We start from the raw sequence: 17,601 nt of genomic DNA, 5'->3' as shown, positions 1-17,601 counted from the left end.
CGTGCCGCAGATCCTTTCGGGCATTCGGAGGGGAGGAACGCTCACCAGGCGAGCGGGAGCTTCTCCACCGAGAAGACGGAACCCTTCAGCCGCAGCGGAACCTCGTCGGCCGGGACGGCCAGGCGGAGGCCGGGGAACGCCCGCAGCAGCGCCGTGAAGCCGGCGCGGAGCTCGATGCGCGCGAGGTTCTGGCCGAGGCACTGGTGGATGCCGAACCCGAAGGCGACGTGCCCGGAGGTGTCGCGCTCGATGTCCAGCTCCGCGGGGCAGCCGAACTTGGCCGGGTCGCGGTTGGCGGCGGGCAGCGACACCGTCACCGTGTCGCCCTTCTTGATCAGCTCGCCGTCGAGCTTGAGGTCCTCCAGCGCGGTCCGGTAGGTGTGGTACTGGTTGACGGTGATGTAGCGGAGGAGTTCCTCGATCGCGGCGTCGAGCTTCGCCGGCTCCGCGCGCAGCTTCGCGAGCTGGTCCTGGTGGTGCAGCAGCGCGAAGGTGCCGACGCACAGCGCGCCTTCGGTGGTCTCGTACCCCGCGAACAGCAGGAGGGTGACGATGTTGCGCAGCTCCTCGAGGGTCAGGTCCTCGTTGACCAGCGAGCTGATCAGGTCGTCCTCGGGCTGCTTGCGCCGCCGCTCGATGACCTCGTCGAAGTAGGCCTGGGCCTGCCCGTAGGCTTCCGCCGCCTCGGCCGGGTCGGCTTCCGCGTCGTGCAGCAGGGTCACCGCGGGCACGTACCGGTCGCGTTCGGCGTAGGGCAGGCCGACCAGCTCGCCCAGCATCCGCAGGACGAGCGGCTTGGCGAAGTCGTGCACCAGGTCGGCCGGCGCCCCCTTCGCGCGCATGACCTCGATCTGCTCGGCGGCCACGGCCTCGGCGCGCGGGATGAGCCGGCTCGTGCGGCGGACGGTGAACTCACCGGTCAGCAGCTTGCGGTAGCGGGTGTGCTCCGGCGGGTCCATGTGGATGAACATGCCGGGGATCAGCGGGTGGGTGGGGATCACCTGGCCCTGGTGCGTCACCGGGAAGTGGCCGACCTCGCAGCTGTGGCTGAACCGCGGATCGCTGAGCACCTCGCGCACCAGGTCGTAGCTGGAAACGATCCACCCGGCGTGCCCGTCCGGATAAACCATCTTCGCGAGCGGCCGTTCTTCGCGGAGGGTGTCGAATATCGCGGGCGGGTCGAACTTGTCGATTCGCGCCCACGGCTCCTCGAAGGAAATTGCCTCGGTCATGGAAACCTTTCCCGTGGGAGATTTCTATTCGGCGATCTTCGTGCGGTGCGACCACCGGAAGACGGCGATGTCGCAGCCGTCGACGGCCTGGAACTCCCCGCCGTGCACGAAATGCTCGTAGCCGGCCCCGTGGCGGATCTTCAGCGTGTTCTCCAGCGCGGAAGCGTCGACGCTGCGATTCGCCAGTGCCAGCTCGGCCGGCCCACCGCTCAGCACGATTTTCACCTGCGTAACACTCATCGCGGCCTCCACCTATTTCGGGGATCTCCCGGCACAGAGCAGTCTTTTCATTCTCGATTCAGGCTAGGCGAGCCACCGCAAGGCAACATCCCTCACTCTGGTAGAGCGCTCGACCCGGCCGCCCCAGGCACGACGAAAAGGGGTTTTCCCCTGCGCCACCGGAGAAAACCCCTTCGAAGCCCGGGTTCAGCCGAGCGGCAGGTCGACTGGTTGGCCGCTGTGCGCCGATTCGTAGGCCGCCTGAACGATCCGGAACGTCCGCAGCGCGGCCCGGCCGTCCGGCCCCGGCGCGTCGCCACCGGCCAGGAAAGCCTTCAGCATCAAGGAAACCAGGTCTTCCCCGCCCCGCTCGGGCCGATCGCCGTCGAGCAGCCTCGGGCCGGCGTCGTACCGCACGCTCGCCTTGTCCCCGATGAAGGTGACGGCGGGCCGGTCCGTGGCGGCCGGGTCCCGGCGGCAGTCGAACGAGGCGACCCGCCCGCTCCGGTACCGGACGGTGAGCACCGCCGCGCTTTCCGCGCCGGGTCCACTGAGGACGGTATTGGTCTGGGCGTACACCTGCTGCGCGGGTTCGCCACCGAGGACGGCGTCGGCCAGGTCGAGCAGGTACGGCGCGGCCGTGCTCAGCACCCCGCCGCCGGCCTTCGTGCCGAGTGAGCCGATGACCGTCGTCAGCTCGCCGATGCCGCCGTCCGCGATTCCCTTGCGCACCACGGCGAAAGCCTCGCCGTAGCAGGCCGGAGACGCGAAGGCGAGCCGGTCGCCGCCGGCGTCGACCACGGCTTTCAGGTCGGCTTCCTTGGCCGCCGAAGGGTATTCGCACAGCACGCGCGCTCCGGCCTCGGCCGCACGCAGGACCGGCTCGAAGGCGTCCCAGCCCGCCGTGGCGACCACTTCGACGTCCGGCAGGCCGCGCAGCGCACCGGCGTGGACCTCGGGCGTGGCCGAAAGGATGGCGACCTTCACGCTGCTCCCTCCACCGGAAGTTCGACGGCCCGCCCGGTCCACGCGGACTCGGCGGCGGCCTGGGTGATCCGGACGGCGGCCAGCGCGTCGGCCGCCCCGATCCGTGGCTCGGGCCCGCCCGCGAAGGCGGTGGCGAACTCCCGCATCTCGGTGGCGAACACCGAAGGCCCGTAGTAGCCGAAGTTCCCGGCTTCGCCGTCGACGACCCGGACTTCCTGGGGCCACTCGGAGTCGTAGTTGACGGTCCCGCCGGTCCCGGTGACGTCGTAGGTGACCCGCACGGGCGGCTTCGGCGTGGCGGTCCACCGGCTCACGATCTGGCTGATGGCCCCGCCGGCGTGGGTGAGCACGACGGTCCCGGCGGCGACGGCGCCTTCCGGCGCGGGCGTGGCGATGTCGCCCTGGTAGCAGGCGTGCACGCGGACGACGTCCCCGAAGACCCAGTGGGCGAGGTCGGCGCCGTGCAGCAGCTGGTCGGTCAGGATGCCACCCGATCGGGCGGAGGCGGTTCCGGTCCAGGGCCGCGGGTGGTAGGCGGAAAAGGAGAACCGTCCGATGGCGACGTCCCCGAGCCGGCCGCTCGCGACGAGCTCGTGCAGCCGCGCGTAGGGCGCGGCGAACCGCACGTCGTGCGCGGGGTAGAGCCGGACGCCGGCCCGCTTGGCCGCGGCGACGATCTCGGCGGCCTCGTCGGCGTCCGCGGTCAGCGGCTTCTCGCACACGACACCGACACCGGCGGCGATGGCGGCCATGGCGATTTCGTGGTGCGTGCCGGTCGGCGTGCAGATGTCGACGGCGTCGGCGCCGTGCAGGGCCTCGGCCAGCGACCCGGCGGCGGTGGCCCCGAACTCCTCCGCGAGCTCGGCACTCCGGCCGTCATCGGCGTAGACCCGCACGGCGGCCCCGGTGCCGAGCCACGCTTCCAGGTGAAGCCGGGCGATCAGCCCCGCACCGATCAGGGCCACCTCGAGCTGCCGCGATGTGTTCACGTACCGAGACTCGCCCACACCGCCCGGTGGGAGCCATAACCAACGTGGGTAGTTCGGGGCTGCCACACTGGCCGCCATGTGCGAGGCATGTGAACTCGAAGCCGACCTTCCCGCCCTGCCGCCCGTGCGGCTGCCCGCTGCCGCCGAAGCGCGGGCCGCCGCCGAACGCAGCCCCGTTCTGGCCGACCTGCGGCGGTACGTCGCGGAACTGGACGGCACCTCGGAGCCTGGCGACACACTGCTGCCTCGCTGGGCCGAAGCATGCGGTCTGGTCCGCGTCCTGAAGGGCACGCACGTGCCGGTGAAGAAGAACGCGAAGCTGCTCGAGCAGCCGCTGGAGCTGTGGGCACGGGCGTTCGAAGCACTCGGTGAGGCCGGCTACGGCATCGCCGTCGAAGACGACGAGGTGCCGTTCGAGTTCGGGATGCTGTTCCCGGACTTCCTCGGCGGGCTGCAGCTGACGCTGTACTCGGCGGGCCACACGCCGGCCCCGCTGGAACTGCTGTACGGCATCGCCGACGAAATGTCGTCCATGCTGGTGGATCTCGACATCCGCGGCGATTCGCGGTGGCGCCACGGCCTCCGGGTGACCCTGGACGTGCTGGACCGCCTCGGCGCGATCGAGCGGCGTGACGCCGACGAGGAGGAGCTGGCCGAGATCGCCGAAGCCGTCGGCCGTCCCGACCCCGATCCGGCCCTCGTCCGCTTGACCCCGCTCGCCTTCTGGGCTTTGAACCGCATGCTCCGTGCCAAGGGTGTCGACGCGCCGGTCGTCGGTGAGCTGGCGACGGCTCCGTTCGAGACCCTTGCCGATCACCTCACCGAGGCGTCCCCGAAGATCGCCGAGGCCGAGCTGGCCGCCTGGATCGCCCGCCGGTCCCCGGCGGACGCCGCCGCGGAAGCCGCCGAATTCCTCCCGGCAGCGGAAAGCCCGGCGCAGCGGCTGATGGCACTGCTCGTGCTGGACGCGACCGGTGACGCCGGCGTCGCCGCTGCCCGGACCGTCCGCGAAGAAGGCGGTATCGCGGGCGCGGTCACGGCGGCTTGGCTGGCCGAACGCGACGAGAGCGTGGCCGGATCGCTGACGGCCGGCGAGATGTCCCTCGGCATGACCGACCACCTCGCGGCCATGGACGACCACGGCGTGCTGTTCGACGAACTGGACGCGTTGGGCGACCCGCTCGCCGTGGTCGGGGTCATCGCCGCGGCGGACCACCCGGACCGGCTCCGCCTCCTGGACGTGATCGCCCAGGAGCACCCGGACAACAAGGTCGCCAAGCAGGCCCGCAAGGCGCGGTTCACCCTCCGCCGGAACTGAACTACTTCGTCGGCGAGGGGGAAGCCGGGGCCGACGAGGGCGCCTGCGACGCGGCCGGGACCTTCGGCGCGTTGTAGGTGTCCATGTCGGTGATCTTCCACTTGTCGCCCTGCAGCTGGGCGTTCAGGTGGAGCTGGGCCGTGCCCGCCGTCGTCTTCTTCGTGTCCGTGCGGGTCGAGGTCTGGTCGACGAAGACCATCACCTTCGCCAGGTCGCCGTTGAGCATGATGACAGCCGCGCGTGTGACCTTGCACGTCACGATCATCTTCTGCTGCGGCGCCAGCCGCTTCACCTCGCCCATCAGCGAGTTGTACTTGTTCTTGACGTCGTCGTTGGCGAGCAGGTCGTTCGCCGCGTCCTCGGTCTTCTTGATGTTGTTGTAGTCGTAGGAGAACAGCGCCTCGGCCGCCTTCGACACCGCGTCCTTGACCTGCGCGGTCTTCGCGACGTCCAGCAGGGCCGTGTTGCTCGTCGCCGAGGAGATCTTGGTTTCCTGGTACTTGAACCAGAACGCCAGCGAGCCCAGCGCCAGCGCGACGAGCACCAGCGCGCCCGCCACGAGGTACGAGCGCTCCCGCGGCGACCGCTCGAGCTTCGCCGGCTCGTCCGCTTCGGCGACCGGAACCTCGGATTCCTCCGTCGGCTTCGCGATCCCGGTGTCCCGCTTCTTCCGCCGCGGCGCCGGCCGCGCCGGAGCTTCCTCCGCCACCGACGGCTCGGCCGCCGGTTCACCGGTGAGCGCGTCGACTTGCGGCTCCTCGGTTTCGACCGCCGCGAACACCTGAGTGTCCTCGGCCGGCGAGGTGTCGAGCTGCCCGCTGGTGGACTCGACCGGCTCGCCCGGCTCGGCGGCGGGCGCCGGGGCCGGCCGGGGCGCCGGACGCGGCGCGGGCCGCGGCCGTGGCTTGGCCGGCACGGCGGGCAGCCGGCCGGTCCGTTCGGCGGCCGTCTCGTCCGTCGAGGGCTTGCGCAGCCCGGCCACGCGGGGACGCCGCGACGGCGTCGGGGTGCTGCGAGGCGGCTGGCGGCGGGAGGGGGGCACTACAAGCTCCTTCTGGGTGACGCTACTGGCCGGCCGCGACGAGCGGGACGCTGTCGATGCCCGACAGCTTCCAGTCATCGCCCACGCGGGTCATCGACACTTCGAGGCGCAACGGCTTCGCGCTGCTCTTGTCCCCCTGGGTGACGGTGGTGGCGATGGCGGCGAGGAAGCTGGCCTTGCCTTCGTGGTCGTCCAGTTCCTCGACGGCGATGTCCTGGACGTCCGTGGTGACCTTCGTCTTGGCGTCGGAGAGCGCCTTGCGGAACGTCGGCGCCGACTGGTCGATCTGCTGCGCCATCTTGTCGTCCGACACGGCCTTCTGCCGGGCGAAGAAGCCGTCGAGGTCGGTGTAGTCGACCTCGGTGTAGGCCTTCAGCGCGTTCGTGCCCGCCTTGACGACGGCCTCGCGCGAGGCCGCCAGGTCGGCGTTGTCGTCGGCCGCGGCCGCCCACCACTGGATGCCGAAGAACGCCGCGGCGATCAGGGCGGCCAGCGCCAGTGCGCCGGCGCCGAGCACCAGGGTCCGCGAAGGGTCCTTGGCCGGCGTCTCGGAGTCTTCCGCTGCCGTGGCGGCCGGCTCGTCCGTGCTCATGACACTCCAGAGTAGGTAACGGTCATCAAATCCACGTCAGGACAGGCCGAGCAGCGAGCCCAGGCTGTTCAGGCTGACGCCGGGGCTGCCGACGATGCCCGGAACGCCCCGGGTGTCCCGCTCCTCGGCCAGCTCTTCGGCCGGCCGGTTCGCGTTGGCCGCGACGTCGCTGTCCGACGGCGCGACCGGCACCCCGCCGTACGGCGCGTTCTGCGCCCCGCGGACGTTGATCGGGCTGCCCTTCGGTTCGGCACAGTACGCCTGCTCGTTCGCGGGCCGCGGCGAGAGGTTGTTGCCGGTGCGGTACTGCGAGTACGGGATGTAGCCCTTCGTGCAGGACGGCGGGTTGAACAGGTTCAGCACCAGGCCGAGGTGCGCGGTGCCGTCGCCGGGCGCCACGCTGCTCGCCGCCCCGGCCAGCGCCGGGTACGTCACGAGCCCCTGCTCGATCCCGTCGAGGCGGGTCACGGTGAGGTTGGCCGTGGTGAGCAGGTTCGCCGTCAGCGCGCCGAGGCCCGGGCCGGACTCCTGCAGCACCTGGCTGATCTGCGTCGCCACCTGCGGGGTGATGCCGATGAGCTTGCGCAGGTCGCCGTCGGAGTTCTTCAACGTGCCGGTGAGCTCGTTGAGGCTCTTGCTGAACGAGGCGAAGTTCGCCGCCTCGGCGTTCTGCGTGTCGAGCACCTGGCCGCCGGCGTCCAGGAGCTGGATCGTCTGCGGCAGGTACTGCTGCGCGGTCGTGGTGAAGCTGCGCGCGGTGTCCAGCAGCTTCTGCAGGTCGCCGCCGGTGCCGCGGAAGGCGTCGTAGGACTCGTCGACGACCGTGCGCAGCGAGTCGACCGGGACCGACGCGGCCAGCGAGTCGAGGTCGCCGATCAGCCGGTCGGTGCTGACCGGGGTGGTCGTCCGGCTCGCCGGGATCACCGAGCCCGCCGCCAGGTACGGGCCCTGGTCGGCCTTGGGCCGCAGGTCGACGTACTGCTCGCCGACCGCCGACCGGTTGGCGACGACGGCGTCGAGGTCCGCGGGCACCTGCGGCGCCGACGGGTCGATGTTCAGGTCGGCTTCGAGCCCGGTCTGGGTGAGCCGCAGCTCGCCGACCCGGCCGATGTTGTAGCCGCGGTAGGTGACTTCGGCGTTGGTGAAGATGCCGCCCGATTCGTTGAGCTGCAGCTTGACCGTGTAGCCGCTGTTCCCGAACACCGTGCCGAGCCCGGCGAACCGGATCAGCGCGTAGACGATCGCGACGACCGAGATCACCACGAAGGCGATCAGCTGGATCTTCGTCCGGCGAATCAGCATCAGCCCACACCTCCCAGGAGCCCGAAGAGGTTGCCCAGGCCCGGCTTCGACTGCGTGGACTGCGTGCCGGGGATCGGCAGGGGCGGCGGCTGGTTGGCCTGCGTACCCGAGACCCCGCCGGTCAGGCCGGCCAGCGGCAGCTGCCCGGCGAGCGCGTTCTGCCGGCTGTTGCCCAGGTTGTCGACGATGGTCTTCAGGTTCAGGTCCACCTTCGCGTACAGGTTGAAGTAGTCGCCCTTGACGCCGTTGACGGCCTGGTCGCTGAACGGGAACGTCAGCAGGATCTCCAGGGCCTTCGGCAGGTCGTTACCCGCCTCGCCGAGCTTCTGCAGCGTCGGCGTCAGCGCCTTGAGGTCGGCGACGAGGTCCTTCTGCGACTTGTTCACCGTGTCGGTGGCGACGCCGGAGAGGTGGTCCAGCGCCTGCAGCATGGTGACCAGCTGGCCGCGCTGCTGTTCCAGCACGCCGAGCCCGGGCCCGAGGTTGTCGACCGCGCCGACCAGCTTGTCCTTCTGGTCGTTGAGGGTCGAGGAGAGCCGGTTCAGCCCGTCGATGGCCCGGGTGATGTTCTTCGACTGGTTGTCGAGATTCGTCACCAGCTGGTTCGCGTTGTCCAGCAGTGCCTTGATGTCCGGCTCCCGGCCGGACGTGGCGTTGTTGAGCTCCTTGGTGATCGTGTTGAGCTGGTCGACGCCACCGCCGTTGAGCAGCAGGGACAGCGCGCCGAGCAGCTCTTCGACCTCGACGCTGCGGTTCGTGCGGGCGAGCGGGATGGTCGCGTTGTCGGCGAGCTTCCCGTGGGCCTGGTCGTCACCCGGCGAAGCCAGCTCGACGTACTTCTCGCCGAGCAGGCTGGACTGCTTGACGTTGGCGATCGCGTTGGCCGGCAGCTTGATGTCGCCGTTGACCTTCAGCGTCACCAGCGCGTGCCAGCCGTCCTTGGTGAGCCCGACGTTCTCGACCCGGCCGACCGGCACCTCGTCGACCTTCACCCCGGCCTGCGGGGTCAGGTCGAGCACGTCCCGGAACTCGACGTTCACCGTGTACGGGTGGTCGCCGAGGTCGGCACCCCCGGGCAGCGGCAGGTCGTAGATGCCCTTGAAGGCACAGCCGGACAGGACGAGCGCCGACGCCGTGACCAGCGTCCCCACGGTCAGCAGCTTCTTCACTTGCCACCTCCCGAACCGTAGAGCTGCCCGGCGACGGGCAGCGGCAGTGGCGGCAGCTGGCCCGACTGCAGTGCCTGGACGGTCTGCGCCACCGACGGCAGCGGGATCAGCCCGTCGACCACGCCGGCGATGCCCTCGCAGGCGTTGCCCAGCACGTCGGGGATGCCGTTGCCGGCCTGCTTGAGCAGCCGGCAGATCATCACCAGCGGTGGCTGGGTCAGCTCGTTGAGGTTCGGCCGGGCGTCGAGCGTGCCGGACGAGCCGTTGTAGGTGTTGACCAGGTTGCTCAGGCCGACCGGGGCGACGTCGAGGATCTCGGCCAGCGAGCTGCGCTGGTCGACGAGCACCTTCGTGATGCCGGCCAGCTTGTCCACATTGGACTTGAGCCGGTCGTGGTTCTGGTCGATGAACGCCTGCACCGCGGTGAGCGTCGTGCCCAGCTGCTGCACGGTCGCCGCCAGGTTGTCCTTTTCGGACGCCAGGTAGCCGCTGACGTCGGCGAGCCGGGACTCGAAGGTGCGGACCTGCTTGTCGGAGTCGGCCAGCGTCTGCGAGAACTTGCCGAGGTTCTCCACGGTGGAGAACAGGTCGTCCTTGTTGCCCGACAGCGTCCCGGCCGCCTGGCCGAGCTTGGTGATCGTGTCGTGCAGGGCCTGGCCGTTGCCGTCGACGTTGGCCGCCGCGGTGTTCAGCAGGTTCGACAGCGACCCTTCCTTGTTGGCGCCGTTCGGGCCGAGGGTCTCGCTGACCCGGGCCAGGCTGGCCGCCAGCTGGTCGACCTCCAGGGGCACCTCGGTGCGGTCGAGGCCGATGACCGCGCCGTCGGAGATGCGCGGGCCGCCGGTGTAGGCCGGGGCGAGCTGGACGTACCGGTCCGAGACCAGCGACGGCGCCACGATGAGCGCCTTCGCGTCGGCCGGGACGGCGACCTTGCGGTCGTACTCGAAGTCGACCTTCACCTGGTTGCCCATCGGCGTGATCTTGGTGACCGTGCCCATGTCGACGCCGAGCATCCGCACGCTGTTGCCCTCGTACAGGCCGACGGCGCCGGCGAAGTACGCGGTCAGGTGGTTGCGGCCGGCGTCCTTGAGGGTCCACCAGATCCCGCCGGCGACGACGAGCGCGAGCACGATCGCGATGGTGAAGCCCCTGGTCAGGGCCTGCCCGAAGCGGGTGTCACTCATTTCGTGTAGCACCCCTCTTCGTTGATCGGGCCCATCGACGGCAGCAGCAGGCCGCAGATGTAGTTGTCGAACCAGCGGCCGTTGCCGATGGTGTTGGTGAAGACGCGGATGAAGGGCGCGAACTTCTTGAGCCCCTCGGCCAGGGAGTCCTGGTTGCGCTGCAGCATCGACGTCAGCTGGTCGAGCTGGGTCAGCACCGGGTCGAGCTGGTGGGAGTTGTCGTCGATCAGGCCCTGCAGCTGGGTGGCCAGCTCGCGGGAGCCGTTGAGCAGCGCGGTGATCGCGTCCTCGCGCTTGGCCAGCTCGCCGAGCAGGTCGTTGCCGTCTTCCAGGAGCTTCTGCACCTCGGCGTCGCGGTCGACCAGCGTCTGCGACACCTCGCGGGTGTTGGCGAGCAGGTTCGACAGCTGCTGGTCGCGCGAGGCGATCGTGTCCGACAGCTTCGACAGCCCGGACAGCGCGCCGCGGACATCCTCCGGGGTGTTGGCGAAGGTCTGCGAGATCGTGTCGAAGCTCTGCGCCAGCTGCTTGGTGTCGATGTTGTCGACGGTCTGGGACAGCCCGCGGAAGGCGTCGAGCACGTCGTAGGGCGCCATCGTGCGGTCGCGCGGGATGCCGGTGCCCGGGTTCAGCGCGTTCTCGCCCTGCGGGTCCAGCGACAGGTACTTCTGCCCGAGCAGCGTCTTGATCTTGATCGCGGCGCTGGTCCGGTCGCCCAGCCAGGCGTCCTTGACCTTGAACGACACCTTCACCGACGCGCCGTCGAGCTCGATGTCGCTGACCTTGCCGACCTTGACGCCGGCGATCCGGACGTCGTTGTCCTTCTGCAGCCCGGACGCCTCGCTGAACTCGGCGGTGTAGGTGATGCCGCCGCCGATCACCGGCAGGTCGTCGGAGTTGAGCGCGGCGATGAAGCCGAGCGCCAGCACGACGATCCCGACCAGCGCGATCGGCACGGGGTTGCGCTTCTGGAAGGACTTCATCCCTTGCACCTCGCCCGGTTCGCCGGCAGCAGGGGCAGCGGGACGTCGTTGATCAGTGGCGGCAAGCTCACGCTCCCGGAGAACTCACAGGCGTAGAAGTTGAACCAGGAGCCGTAGTCCGCGGTGCGGGTCAGCGTGCTCACCTTGGTCGGCAGGAACTGGATGAAGTGCTCCAGCTCCGGCTCGTTCTTGTTCAGCTGCTGGGTGAGGTTCCCGAGCGCGCTGATGTCGTTCTTCAGCGGCTCGCGGACCTCGCCGAGCAGCCCGGACGTCGTCTCGGCGAGGGTGCCGAGGCTCTCGATCGCGTCGCCGATCGGCTTGCGGTCGGCGGCCAGCCCGGACACCAGCTGCTGCAGCTTGACGATCAGGTCGTTGAGCTGCGGGGTGTGCGCGTTGACCGTGTCGAGCACCGAGTTGAGGTTGTCGATGACCTCGCCGATCACCTGGTCCTTGTCGGCGATCGTGGTGGCCAGCGACGCCGTGTGCGACAACAGGCTCTCCACGGTTCCGCCCTCGCCCTGCAGGACCTGGATGACCTCGTAGGACAGCTTGTTGACGTCCTCGGGGTTGAGCGCGGTGAACAGCGGCTTGAAGCCGTTGAACAGCTCGGTCAGGTCCAGCGCGGGCGTGGTCCGCTCCAGCGGGATGGTGCCGCCGGGCGGCAGCGTCTTGCCTTCGGAGTTTTCGCCCTCGCCGAGGGAGACGTACCGCTGGCCGACCAGGTTGCGGAACTTGATCTGCGCGGTCACCCCGGCGGGCAGCGTCCGGCCGGCGTCCACTTCGAACTCGACCTCGGCCTGGCGCTTGTCGACGATCTTGACGTCCTTGACCTGCCCGACCCGGACGCCGGCGATGCGGACGTCGTCGTTGGGCAGCAGCAGCGTCGCGTCGGTGAAGCGCGCCTTGTAGGCGTTGGTGCTGGTGGTGTTGATGTTGGCGATGCTGATCCCGAGGATCGTCGTGAACAGCACGGTGACGACCACGAAGATGCCGAGCTTGATCAGCGGCGCGAGCAGGCCCCTCACTTGACCGTCACCTCCGCGCCCCGGTACAGCGGGCCGACGAGCAGCGCGCTCCAGCCCGGGACGTCCGCGGCGTTCATGCCCAGCTGCGGGCCGAGCAGGTCGGCCAGGAAGCCCTGTTCCGCCGTCGAGTACGCCAGATCACCGCCGGACGCGCCGCTGCCGGCCGCGTCGGCCTTGAACTTGGCCGGGTTGAGGCCCTCGCCGGCGCTCTTCGGCGCCGTCTGGTGCAGCGTGCCGTCCTTGAACGCGCCGTCCGGCGGCTCGGACGGGAACGGCTTCGGGATGTCCTTGATGTCGTAGCAGCGCGGGCCGCGCTTGTCCTCGAACCGCGGCTCTTCCTTGCCCGCCTGGTAGGGCGCGCGCGGCACGATGATCTCGATGGTCGCGTGCAGACCGGGCTGGTCGGTGCCCTTGCCCAGCGCCTGGTCGATCAGCGGCACGTTCTTCGCCATCTGGGAGATCACGCAGGGGTACTCCGGCGCGTACTTCGCCAGCAGCTCGGCCGTCGGCCGGGCGGTGTCGACGAGGGAGATGATGTTGTCCTTGTTGTTCTGCAGGAACGTCTGCAGGTCCACCGAGGCCTGGGTGAGGCTGCCGTAGAGGTTCGCCAGGTTCTGCCGCTCGTCGACCACGGTCCGGGTCGTCGTGCTCAGGTTGTCCAGGCTCTGCACCAGGTCCGGGGCCGCGTCCTTCAGGTGGTCGGAGAACTCCGCGAGCGCCTTGAGGTTGTGCTGCAGCTCCGGCTCGTGCGGGTTCAGCTCGCCGAGGTAGCTGCCCAGCTGCGCCAGCGTGTCGCCGAGCTGGTCGCCGCGGCCCGACAGCGCCGTCGAGATCGCGGTGAGCGTCGCCGACAGCTTCTGCGGCTGCACCGCCTGCAGCACCGGCATCAGGTGGGAGAACGCCTGCTCCAGCTCGACCGCGTTCGACGTGCGGTCCTGCGGGATGACGTCGCCGGTGGAGAGCGTCTTCGCCGACGGGTCCTTCGGGATCTCCAGCGAGACGAACCGCTCGCCGAAGAGCGTCTTGGGCAGGAACCGCGCCGAGACGTTCTCCGGGATCAGCTTCGCCGACTCGGGCTGGAGCGCCAGCGTCAGCTCGGCACCCTTGTCGGTGGCGACGATGTCCTGCACGGACCCGACGATCAGCCCGCGCACCTTGACGTCGGACTGCTTGATCAGCTGGTTGCCGATCTTGTCGGCCTCCAGCTTGACCGTGACGACCGGCGTGAACGCCTTGTCGTAGAGCGCGATGGACAGCGCCACCCCGCCGACCATCACGGCGATGAGCAGCAGGCCGAGCAGCCTGCGTCGGAGCACCCTCATCCCGCGATCCTTACCGTGACGTCGGTTCCCCAGATGGCGAACCCGATGAAGAAGTTCATGATCGACACCGTGACGATGGACAGCCGCACGGCCTTGCCGACCGCGACGCCGACACCGGCCGGGCCACCGGTCGCCCGGTACCCGAAGTAGCAGTGCGACAGGATGATCAGGACGCTGAACAGCAGCACCTTGATGAACGAATACAGCACGTCCTGCGGTGGTAAGAACAGGTCGAAGTAGTGGTCGTAGGTGCCGGCCGACTGGTTGTAGATGTAGATGACCACCAGTCGTGACGCGAGGTACGAGCTCAGCAGGCCGATGATGTAGAGCGGGATGACCGCGACGAACCCGGCGATGATCCGGGTGGTCACCAGGTACGGCAGGCTCGGCACGCCCATGACTTCCAGGGCGTCGATCTCCTCGGAGATCCGCATCGCGCCCAGCTGGGCGGTGAACCCGGCGCCGACGGTGGCGGACAGCGCGAGCCCGGCGACCAGCGGGGCGATCTCGCGGGTGTTGAAGAACGCGGTCAGGAAGCCGGTGAAGGCCGACGTCCCGATCGAGTTCAGCGCCGAGTAGCCCTGGAGGCCGACGAGGACACCGGTGAACAGCGTCAGGCCGACCATCACGCCGACCGTGCCCCCGATGACGGCCAGCGAGCCGGAGCCGAAGCTCACCTCGGCGAGCAGCCGGAGGACCTCTTTGGTGTAGCGGCGCAGCGTCCGCGGCGTCCACAGCAGCGCGCGGCCGTAGAACGACATCTGGTCACCGAGGGTGTCCAGCGTCTGCAAAGGACGGTTGGCGACGCGCTTGGCGCCCTGGAGGAACGTCATGGCGCTAGTCCAGCTTTCCGGGCACGATCTGCAGGTAGATCAGGGTGATCACGAAGTTCACGACGAACAGCAGCAGGAACGTGATGACCACCGACTGGTTCACCGCGTCCCCGACGCCCTTCGGGCCGCCGGAGGGGTTCAGGCCCCGGTAGGACGCGACGACGGCGGCGATGAACCCGAAGATCAGCGCCTTGATCTCGCCGACCCACAGGTCGGGCAGCTGCGCGAGGGCGGAGAAGCTCGCCAGGTACGCGCCCGGCGTCCCGCCCTGGAGCACGACGTTGAAGAAGTAGCCGCCGAGCACGCCGATGACGCTGACCATGCCGTTGAGCAGGAGCGCGACCAGCATCATCGCGAGGGTGCGCGGCACGATCAGCCGCTGGACCGCGGAGACGCCGAGCACCTCCATCGCGGCGATCTCTTCGCGGATGGTCCGGGCGCCGATGTCGGCGCAGACGGCGGAGCCGCCCGCGCCCGCCACCAGCAGCGCGGTGACCAGCGGACTGGCCTGCTGCACGGTGGCGAGCACGGAGCCCGCGCCGGTGTAGGACTGCGCGCCCAGCTGGCGGGCGAGCGAGCCGAACTGCAGCGAGATGACCGCGCCGAACGGGATGGCCACCAGGGCCGTCGGCAGGATGGTCACACTCGCGATGAACCAGGACTGCTGGATGAACTCCCGCAGCTGAAAAGGCCTCTGGAACAGGCCGCGGACGATGTCCAGGCCGAGAGCGAACAGGTTCCCGGTCTCGCGGAGCATGCCGATCCCGGGGATCTTCGCCTGTGTTGCGGGAGAGCTCACCTGCCACCTGGCCCGTTGTCGCGTGGTGGTGGCATCCGGTGCGAGCCGGGTCTCGGCGGCTGGCCGCCGCCCGGGATCCGGGCCACCTGGTCGGCGGGCAGCTGCCCGTGGTGCTGGTTCGGGACGCCGTCACCCTGCGGGCGCGCGCCCACCTGCTGCGGCTGGCCGCGGTGCGGCCGCACACCGTAGTGGCGCTGCTCCTCGGGGGTCAGCGACTCGATGATGCTTTCCTGCGCGGCCGGCGGCAGCCGGTGCATGATCTCCATGACCCGGTCCTTGCGGCGGATGGCACCCATCCGGGTGGCCACGCCCGGCGTCGTCTGCATCTGCGGCGGCACCCCGGAGATGTCCTCGACCCCGCCCGCGTGGTGGCCGGCGTCGAACATCGCCTGCTCGGCGGCCATCTGGGCGGAGTCCTTCTCCTCGGACATGCCGATCGGGCCCTGCATCTTGCCGTTGAGGAACTGCTTGACGACCGGCTCTTCGCTGGTCAGCAGCACCTCGCGCGGGCCGAACATGACCAGTTCCTTGCGGAAGAGCATGCCCAGGTTGTCCGGTACCGTGCGGGCCAGGTTGATGTTGTGGGTGACGATCAGGAAGGTGGCGTCGATCTGCGCGTTGACGTCGAGGAACAGCTGCGAGATGTAGGTGGTGCGGACCGGGTCGAGGCCCGAGTCCGGCTCGTCGACCAGGATGATCTCGGGGTCAAGCACCAGGGCGCGGGCCAGGCCGGCGCGCTTGCGCATCCCGCCGGAGATTTCGCCCGGCAGCTTCTTGTCGGCGCCGTTCAGACCGGTCATGTCGAGCTTTTCGAGCACGATCCGGCGGATTTCCGTCTCGGACTTCTTGGTGTGCTCGCGCAGCGGGAAGGCGACGTTGTCGTAGAGGTTCATCGAGCCGAACAGCGCGCCGTCCTGGAAGAGGACGCCGAAGAGCTTCCGGATCTCGTAGAGCTTGTGCTCGGAGCAGGTGACGATGTCGACACCGTTGATCACGCAGCGGCCGCGGTCGGGCTTCAGCAGCCCGATCATCGACTTGAGGAAGACGGACTTGCCGGTCCCTGACGGGCCGAGCATGGCCGACACTTCGCCCGGGGGGAGCGTCAACGTGACGTCCCGCCAGATGGTCTGCCTACCGAAGGACTTCGTCAGACCTTCGATGACCACCTCGGCACCCATCGCACCTCCAGGAGCTGTTCCGCGTCATTGCGCCCGCTGCCACACCCTGCCACCCACGCCGGCGGCGAGTGTGGGCCGGTGGCGCCCACGAACCCGCGTCAACCAGGTGCAACGAGCTGAGTGCGAACAGGTTACTCACCAGTTTTCTTTTCTGGCCAGCCCCGGGCCCATCGTCATCCCGCCGTGATCGCCAATGGGCAGCACGGTAGCCCATTCGGGCCAACTACGCAGGTCCTCAGGCCCCCGGAACCCACGATTCGGGGGCCCGGGGCCAATCGGACAGCGGCCCTAGGGGGTGCCGGCGGCTCGCCGCCACGAGATCCGGAAAAAGGGACGGGGCGGGCATCCGCAGTGGATGCCCGCCCCGTCCCGAGGTGGTGCGTAGGCGCTTGCGCGCCCGAAATCACTTGATGGAGATCTTGGCGCCCGCGGCCTCGAGCTTCTCCTTGGCGGCCTCGGCGGCCTCCTTGTCGACCTTCTCCAGGAGGGCCTTGGGAGCGGCCTCGACCAGCTCCTTGGCCTCCTTCAGGCCCAGACCGGAGACGACCTCGCGGACGACCTTGATGACCTGGATCTTCTTGTCGCCGGCGCCCTCGAGGACGACGTCGAACTCGTCCTGCTCCTCGGCGGCGGCGGCCGGGGCGGCACCCGGGGCGGCGGCAACGACGGCGGCCGGCGCGGCGGCGGTCACGTCGAAGACCTCTTCGAACTCCTTCACGAACTCGGACAGCTCGAGGAGGGTCAGCTCCTTGAAGGCGTCGATCAGCTCGGCGGTGCTCAGCTTCGCCATGATGGCTTCCTCTCAGAAAAAACGAACGAGACGTTCGGGGTGGGGGTGGTTCAGCTCTCGGCGGGTGCTTCGGCTGCTTCGGTACCGGCGGCGTTGCGCTGCTTCTCCTCCAGCGCGGCAGCCAGGCGGGCGACCTGGGACGCCGGCGCCTGGAACAGCGCGGCGGCCTGGGACAGCTTCGCCTTGAACGCGCCCGCCGCCTTGGCGAGCAGGACCTCACGGCTGTCGAGATCGGCGATCCGGTTGATCTCGTCCACGGACAGCGCTTTGCCGTCCATGTAGCCGCCCTTGATCACAAGCGCGTTGTTGTCCTTCGCGAAGTCGCGAAGCGCCTTGGCGGCGTCGACAGCTTCACCCTCGACGAAGGCGATGGCGGTCGCGCCGACGAACAGGTCCTCGAGACCCTCGACACCGGCGTCCGCAGCGGCACGCTTGACGAGGGTGTTCTTCGCGACCCGGTACTTGGCACTGGTGCCGAGAGCGCGGCGCAGCTGGGACAGCTGAGACACGGAGAGGCCGGTGTACTGGGTAACGACGGTGGCCGAGCTGGTGCGGAAGCTCTCCGCGATCTCGGCGACGGCCGCCACCTTGTCGGGCTTCGCCATGGTCGCCTCCTCTCTTGGCTAGTGTTTCCACT

General features: G+C 69.3%; 18 protein-coding genes. 1 reads left to right on the top strand and 17 read right to left on the bottom strand.

All coding sequences use genetic code 11. From position 1 onward, the window contains the following. Positions 1-41: 41 nt before the first annotated feature. The 4 genes from I4Q55_RS25300 to I4Q55_RS25285 form a co-directional block, all read right to left on the bottom strand. On the bottom strand, positions 42-1,232 hold the full coding sequence (locus I4Q55_RS25300; RefSeq protein WP_206791054.1) for a cytochrome P450: 1,191 nt from the start codon (positions 1,230-1,232) through the stop codon (positions 42-44). 24 nt (positions 1,233-1,256) lie between these two features. Further along, positions 1,257-1,472: a DUF5988 family protein gene (locus tag I4Q55_RS25295; RefSeq protein WP_242546673.1), complete on the bottom strand. Its 216-nt coding sequence runs from the start codon at positions 1,470-1,472 to the stop codon at positions 1,257-1,259. A 186-nt stretch (positions 1,473-1,658) separates the two neighbouring features. Next, positions 1,659-2,438, bottom strand: a complete 780-nt coding sequence (locus I4Q55_RS25290; RefSeq protein WP_206791052.1) for a Gfo/Idh/MocA family protein — start codon at positions 2,436-2,438, stop codon at positions 1,659-1,661. Next, positions 2,435-3,427: a Gfo/Idh/MocA family oxidoreductase gene (locus I4Q55_RS25285; RefSeq protein WP_307793296.1), complete on the bottom strand. Its 993-nt coding sequence runs from the start codon at positions 3,425-3,427 to the stop codon at positions 2,435-2,437. The genes I4Q55_RS25290 and I4Q55_RS25285 overlap by 4 nt, the downstream gene beginning before the upstream one ends. Positions 3,428-3,503: 76 nt before the next feature. On the opposite strand from I4Q55_RS25285, the gene I4Q55_RS25280 reads away from it, so the two are divergent. Then, positions 3,504-4,745, top strand: a complete 1,242-nt coding sequence (locus I4Q55_RS25280; RefSeq protein ID WP_206791050.1) for a hypothetical protein — start codon at positions 3,504-3,506, stop codon at positions 4,743-4,745. Position 4,746: 1 nt separating this feature from the next. On the opposite strand, the gene I4Q55_RS25275 is transcribed toward I4Q55_RS25280, so the two are convergent. The 13 genes from I4Q55_RS25275 to rplJ all read right to left on the bottom strand — a co-directional run bounded on the left by I4Q55_RS25275 (position 4,747) and on the right by rplJ (position 17,569). Continuing rightward, the gene (locus tag I4Q55_RS25275) at positions 4,747-5,727 is read right to left on the bottom strand and encodes a hypothetical protein (protein WP_206791102.1); all 981 of its coding nucleotides are present in this window, start codon (positions 5,725-5,727) and stop codon (positions 4,747-4,749) included. Positions 5,728-5,809: 82 nt separating this feature from the next. After that, a complete protein-coding gene (locus I4Q55_RS25270) occupies positions 5,810-6,379 on the bottom strand; it encodes a hypothetical protein (RefSeq protein WP_206791048.1) in 570 nt (189 codons plus the stop codon). 36 nt (positions 6,380-6,415) lie between these two features. Beyond that, a complete protein-coding gene (locus tag I4Q55_RS25265) occupies positions 6,416-7,681 on the bottom strand; it encodes an MCE family protein (protein ID WP_206791047.1) in 1,266 nt (421 codons plus the stop codon). Further along, positions 7,681-8,850: an MCE family protein gene (locus I4Q55_RS25260; protein WP_206791046.1), complete on the bottom strand. Its 1,170-nt coding sequence runs from the start codon at positions 8,848-8,850 to the stop codon at positions 7,681-7,683. Before I4Q55_RS25260 ends, I4Q55_RS25265 begins: the two co-directional genes overlap by 1 nt. Next, a complete protein-coding gene (locus I4Q55_RS25255; RefSeq protein WP_206791045.1) occupies positions 8,847-10,034 on the bottom strand; it encodes an MCE family protein in 1,188 nt (395 codons plus the stop codon). Before I4Q55_RS25255 ends, I4Q55_RS25260 begins: the two co-directional genes overlap by 4 nt. After that, a complete protein-coding gene (locus I4Q55_RS25250) occupies positions 10,031-11,017 on the bottom strand; it encodes an MCE family protein (protein WP_206791044.1) in 987 nt (328 codons plus the stop codon). Before I4Q55_RS25250 ends, I4Q55_RS25255 begins: the two co-directional genes overlap by 4 nt. Next, positions 11,014-12,042: an MCE family protein gene (locus I4Q55_RS25245; protein ID WP_206791043.1), complete on the bottom strand. Its 1,029-nt coding sequence runs from the start codon at positions 12,040-12,042 to the stop codon at positions 11,014-11,016. The genes I4Q55_RS25250 and I4Q55_RS25245 overlap by 4 nt, the downstream gene beginning before the upstream one ends. Continuing rightward, a complete protein-coding gene (locus I4Q55_RS25240; protein WP_206791042.1) occupies positions 12,039-13,364 on the bottom strand; it encodes an MCE family protein in 1,326 nt (441 codons plus the stop codon). Before I4Q55_RS25240 ends, I4Q55_RS25245 begins: the two co-directional genes overlap by 4 nt. After that, positions 13,361-14,197, bottom strand: a complete 837-nt coding sequence (locus I4Q55_RS25235) for an ABC transporter permease (RefSeq protein WP_003060266.1) — start codon at positions 14,195-14,197, stop codon at positions 13,361-13,363. Before I4Q55_RS25235 ends, I4Q55_RS25240 begins: the two co-directional genes overlap by 4 nt. Positions 14,198-14,201: 4 nt before the next feature. After that, positions 14,202-14,954: an ABC transporter permease gene (locus I4Q55_RS25230; protein ID WP_003060268.1), complete on the bottom strand. Its 753-nt coding sequence runs from the start codon at positions 14,952-14,954 to the stop codon at positions 14,202-14,204. Positions 14,955-14,992: 38 nt separating this feature from the next. Beyond that, positions 14,993-16,174 carry an ABC transporter ATP-binding protein gene (locus I4Q55_RS25225; protein ID WP_206791040.1) on the bottom strand — a complete coding sequence of 394 codons (1,182 nt, stop codon included), beginning with the start codon at positions 16,172-16,174 and terminating at the stop codon, positions 14,993-14,995. A gap of 403 nt (positions 16,175-16,577) precedes the next feature. Continuing rightward, on the bottom strand, positions 16,578-16,964 hold the full coding sequence (gene rplL / locus I4Q55_RS25220) for a 50S ribosomal protein L7/L12 (protein ID WP_206791038.1): 387 nt from the start codon (positions 16,962-16,964) through the stop codon (positions 16,578-16,580). A gap of 50 nt (positions 16,965-17,014) precedes the next feature. Further along, complete coding sequence (rplJ, locus tag I4Q55_RS25215; RefSeq protein WP_206791036.1) at positions 17,015-17,569, bottom strand: 50S ribosomal protein L10; 555 nt, start codon at positions 17,567-17,569, stop codon at positions 17,015-17,017. Between the last annotated feature and the right edge of the window lie 32 nt (positions 17,570-17,601).

The organism is Amycolatopsis sp. MtRt-6, assembly GCF_017308975.1.
Taxonomy (GTDB): Bacteria; Actinomycetota; Actinomycetes; order Mycobacteriales; family Pseudonocardiaceae; genus Amycolatopsis.
Note: the sequence above shows the minus strand (reverse complement) of the source record. Positions and strands in the feature narration are given on the sequence as shown.

Excerpts from the sequence above, each read along its gene's own strand:
- I4Q55_RS25300 (WP_206791054.1), bottom strand. The coding sequence starts at position 1,232 with ATGACCGAGGCAATTTCCTTCGAGGAGCCGTGGGCGCGAATCGACAAG.
- I4Q55_RS25280 (WP_206791050.1), top strand. The coding sequence starts at position 3,504 with ATGTGCGAGGCATGTGAACTCGAAGCCGACCTTCCCGCCCTGCCGCCC.
- I4Q55_RS25265 (WP_206791047.1), bottom strand. The coding sequence starts at position 7,681 with ATGCTGATTCGCCGGACGAAGATCCAGCTGATCGCCTTCGTGGTGATC.
- rplJ (WP_206791036.1), bottom strand. The coding sequence starts at position 17,569 with ATGGCGAAGCCCGACAAGGTGGCGGCCGTCGCCGAGATCGCGGAGAGC.
- I4Q55_RS25270 (WP_206791048.1), bottom strand. The coding sequence starts at position 6,379 with ATGAGCACGGACGAGCCGGCCGCCACGGCAGCGGAAGACTCCGAGACG.
- I4Q55_RS25240 (WP_206791042.1), bottom strand. The coding sequence starts at position 13,364 with ATGAGGGTGCTCCGACGCAGGCTGCTCGGCCTGCTGCTCATCGCCGTG.
- I4Q55_RS25250 (WP_206791044.1), bottom strand. The coding sequence starts at position 11,017 with ATGAAGTCCTTCCAGAAGCGCAACCCCGTGCCGATCGCGCTGGTCGGG.
- rplL (WP_206791038.1), bottom strand. The coding sequence starts at position 16,964 with ATGGCGAAGCTGAGCACCGCCGAGCTGATCGACGCCTTCAAGGAGCTG.
- I4Q55_RS25295 (WP_242546673.1), bottom strand. The coding sequence starts at position 1,472 with ATGAGTGTTACGCAGGTGAAAATCGTGCTGAGCGGTGGGCCGGCCGAG.
- I4Q55_RS25235 (WP_003060266.1), bottom strand. The coding sequence starts at position 14,197 with ATGACGTTCCTCCAGGGCGCCAAGCGCGTCGCCAACCGTCCTTTGCAG.
- I4Q55_RS25225 (WP_206791040.1), bottom strand. The coding sequence starts at position 16,174 with ATGGGTGCCGAGGTGGTCATCGAAGGTCTGACGAAGTCCTTCGGTAGG.
- I4Q55_RS25255 (WP_206791045.1), bottom strand. The coding sequence starts at position 10,034 with ATGAGTGACACCCGCTTCGGGCAGGCCCTGACCAGGGGCTTCACCATC.
- I4Q55_RS25230 (WP_003060268.1), bottom strand. The coding sequence starts at position 14,954 with ATGCTCCGCGAGACCGGGAACCTGTTCGCTCTCGGCCTGGACATCGTC.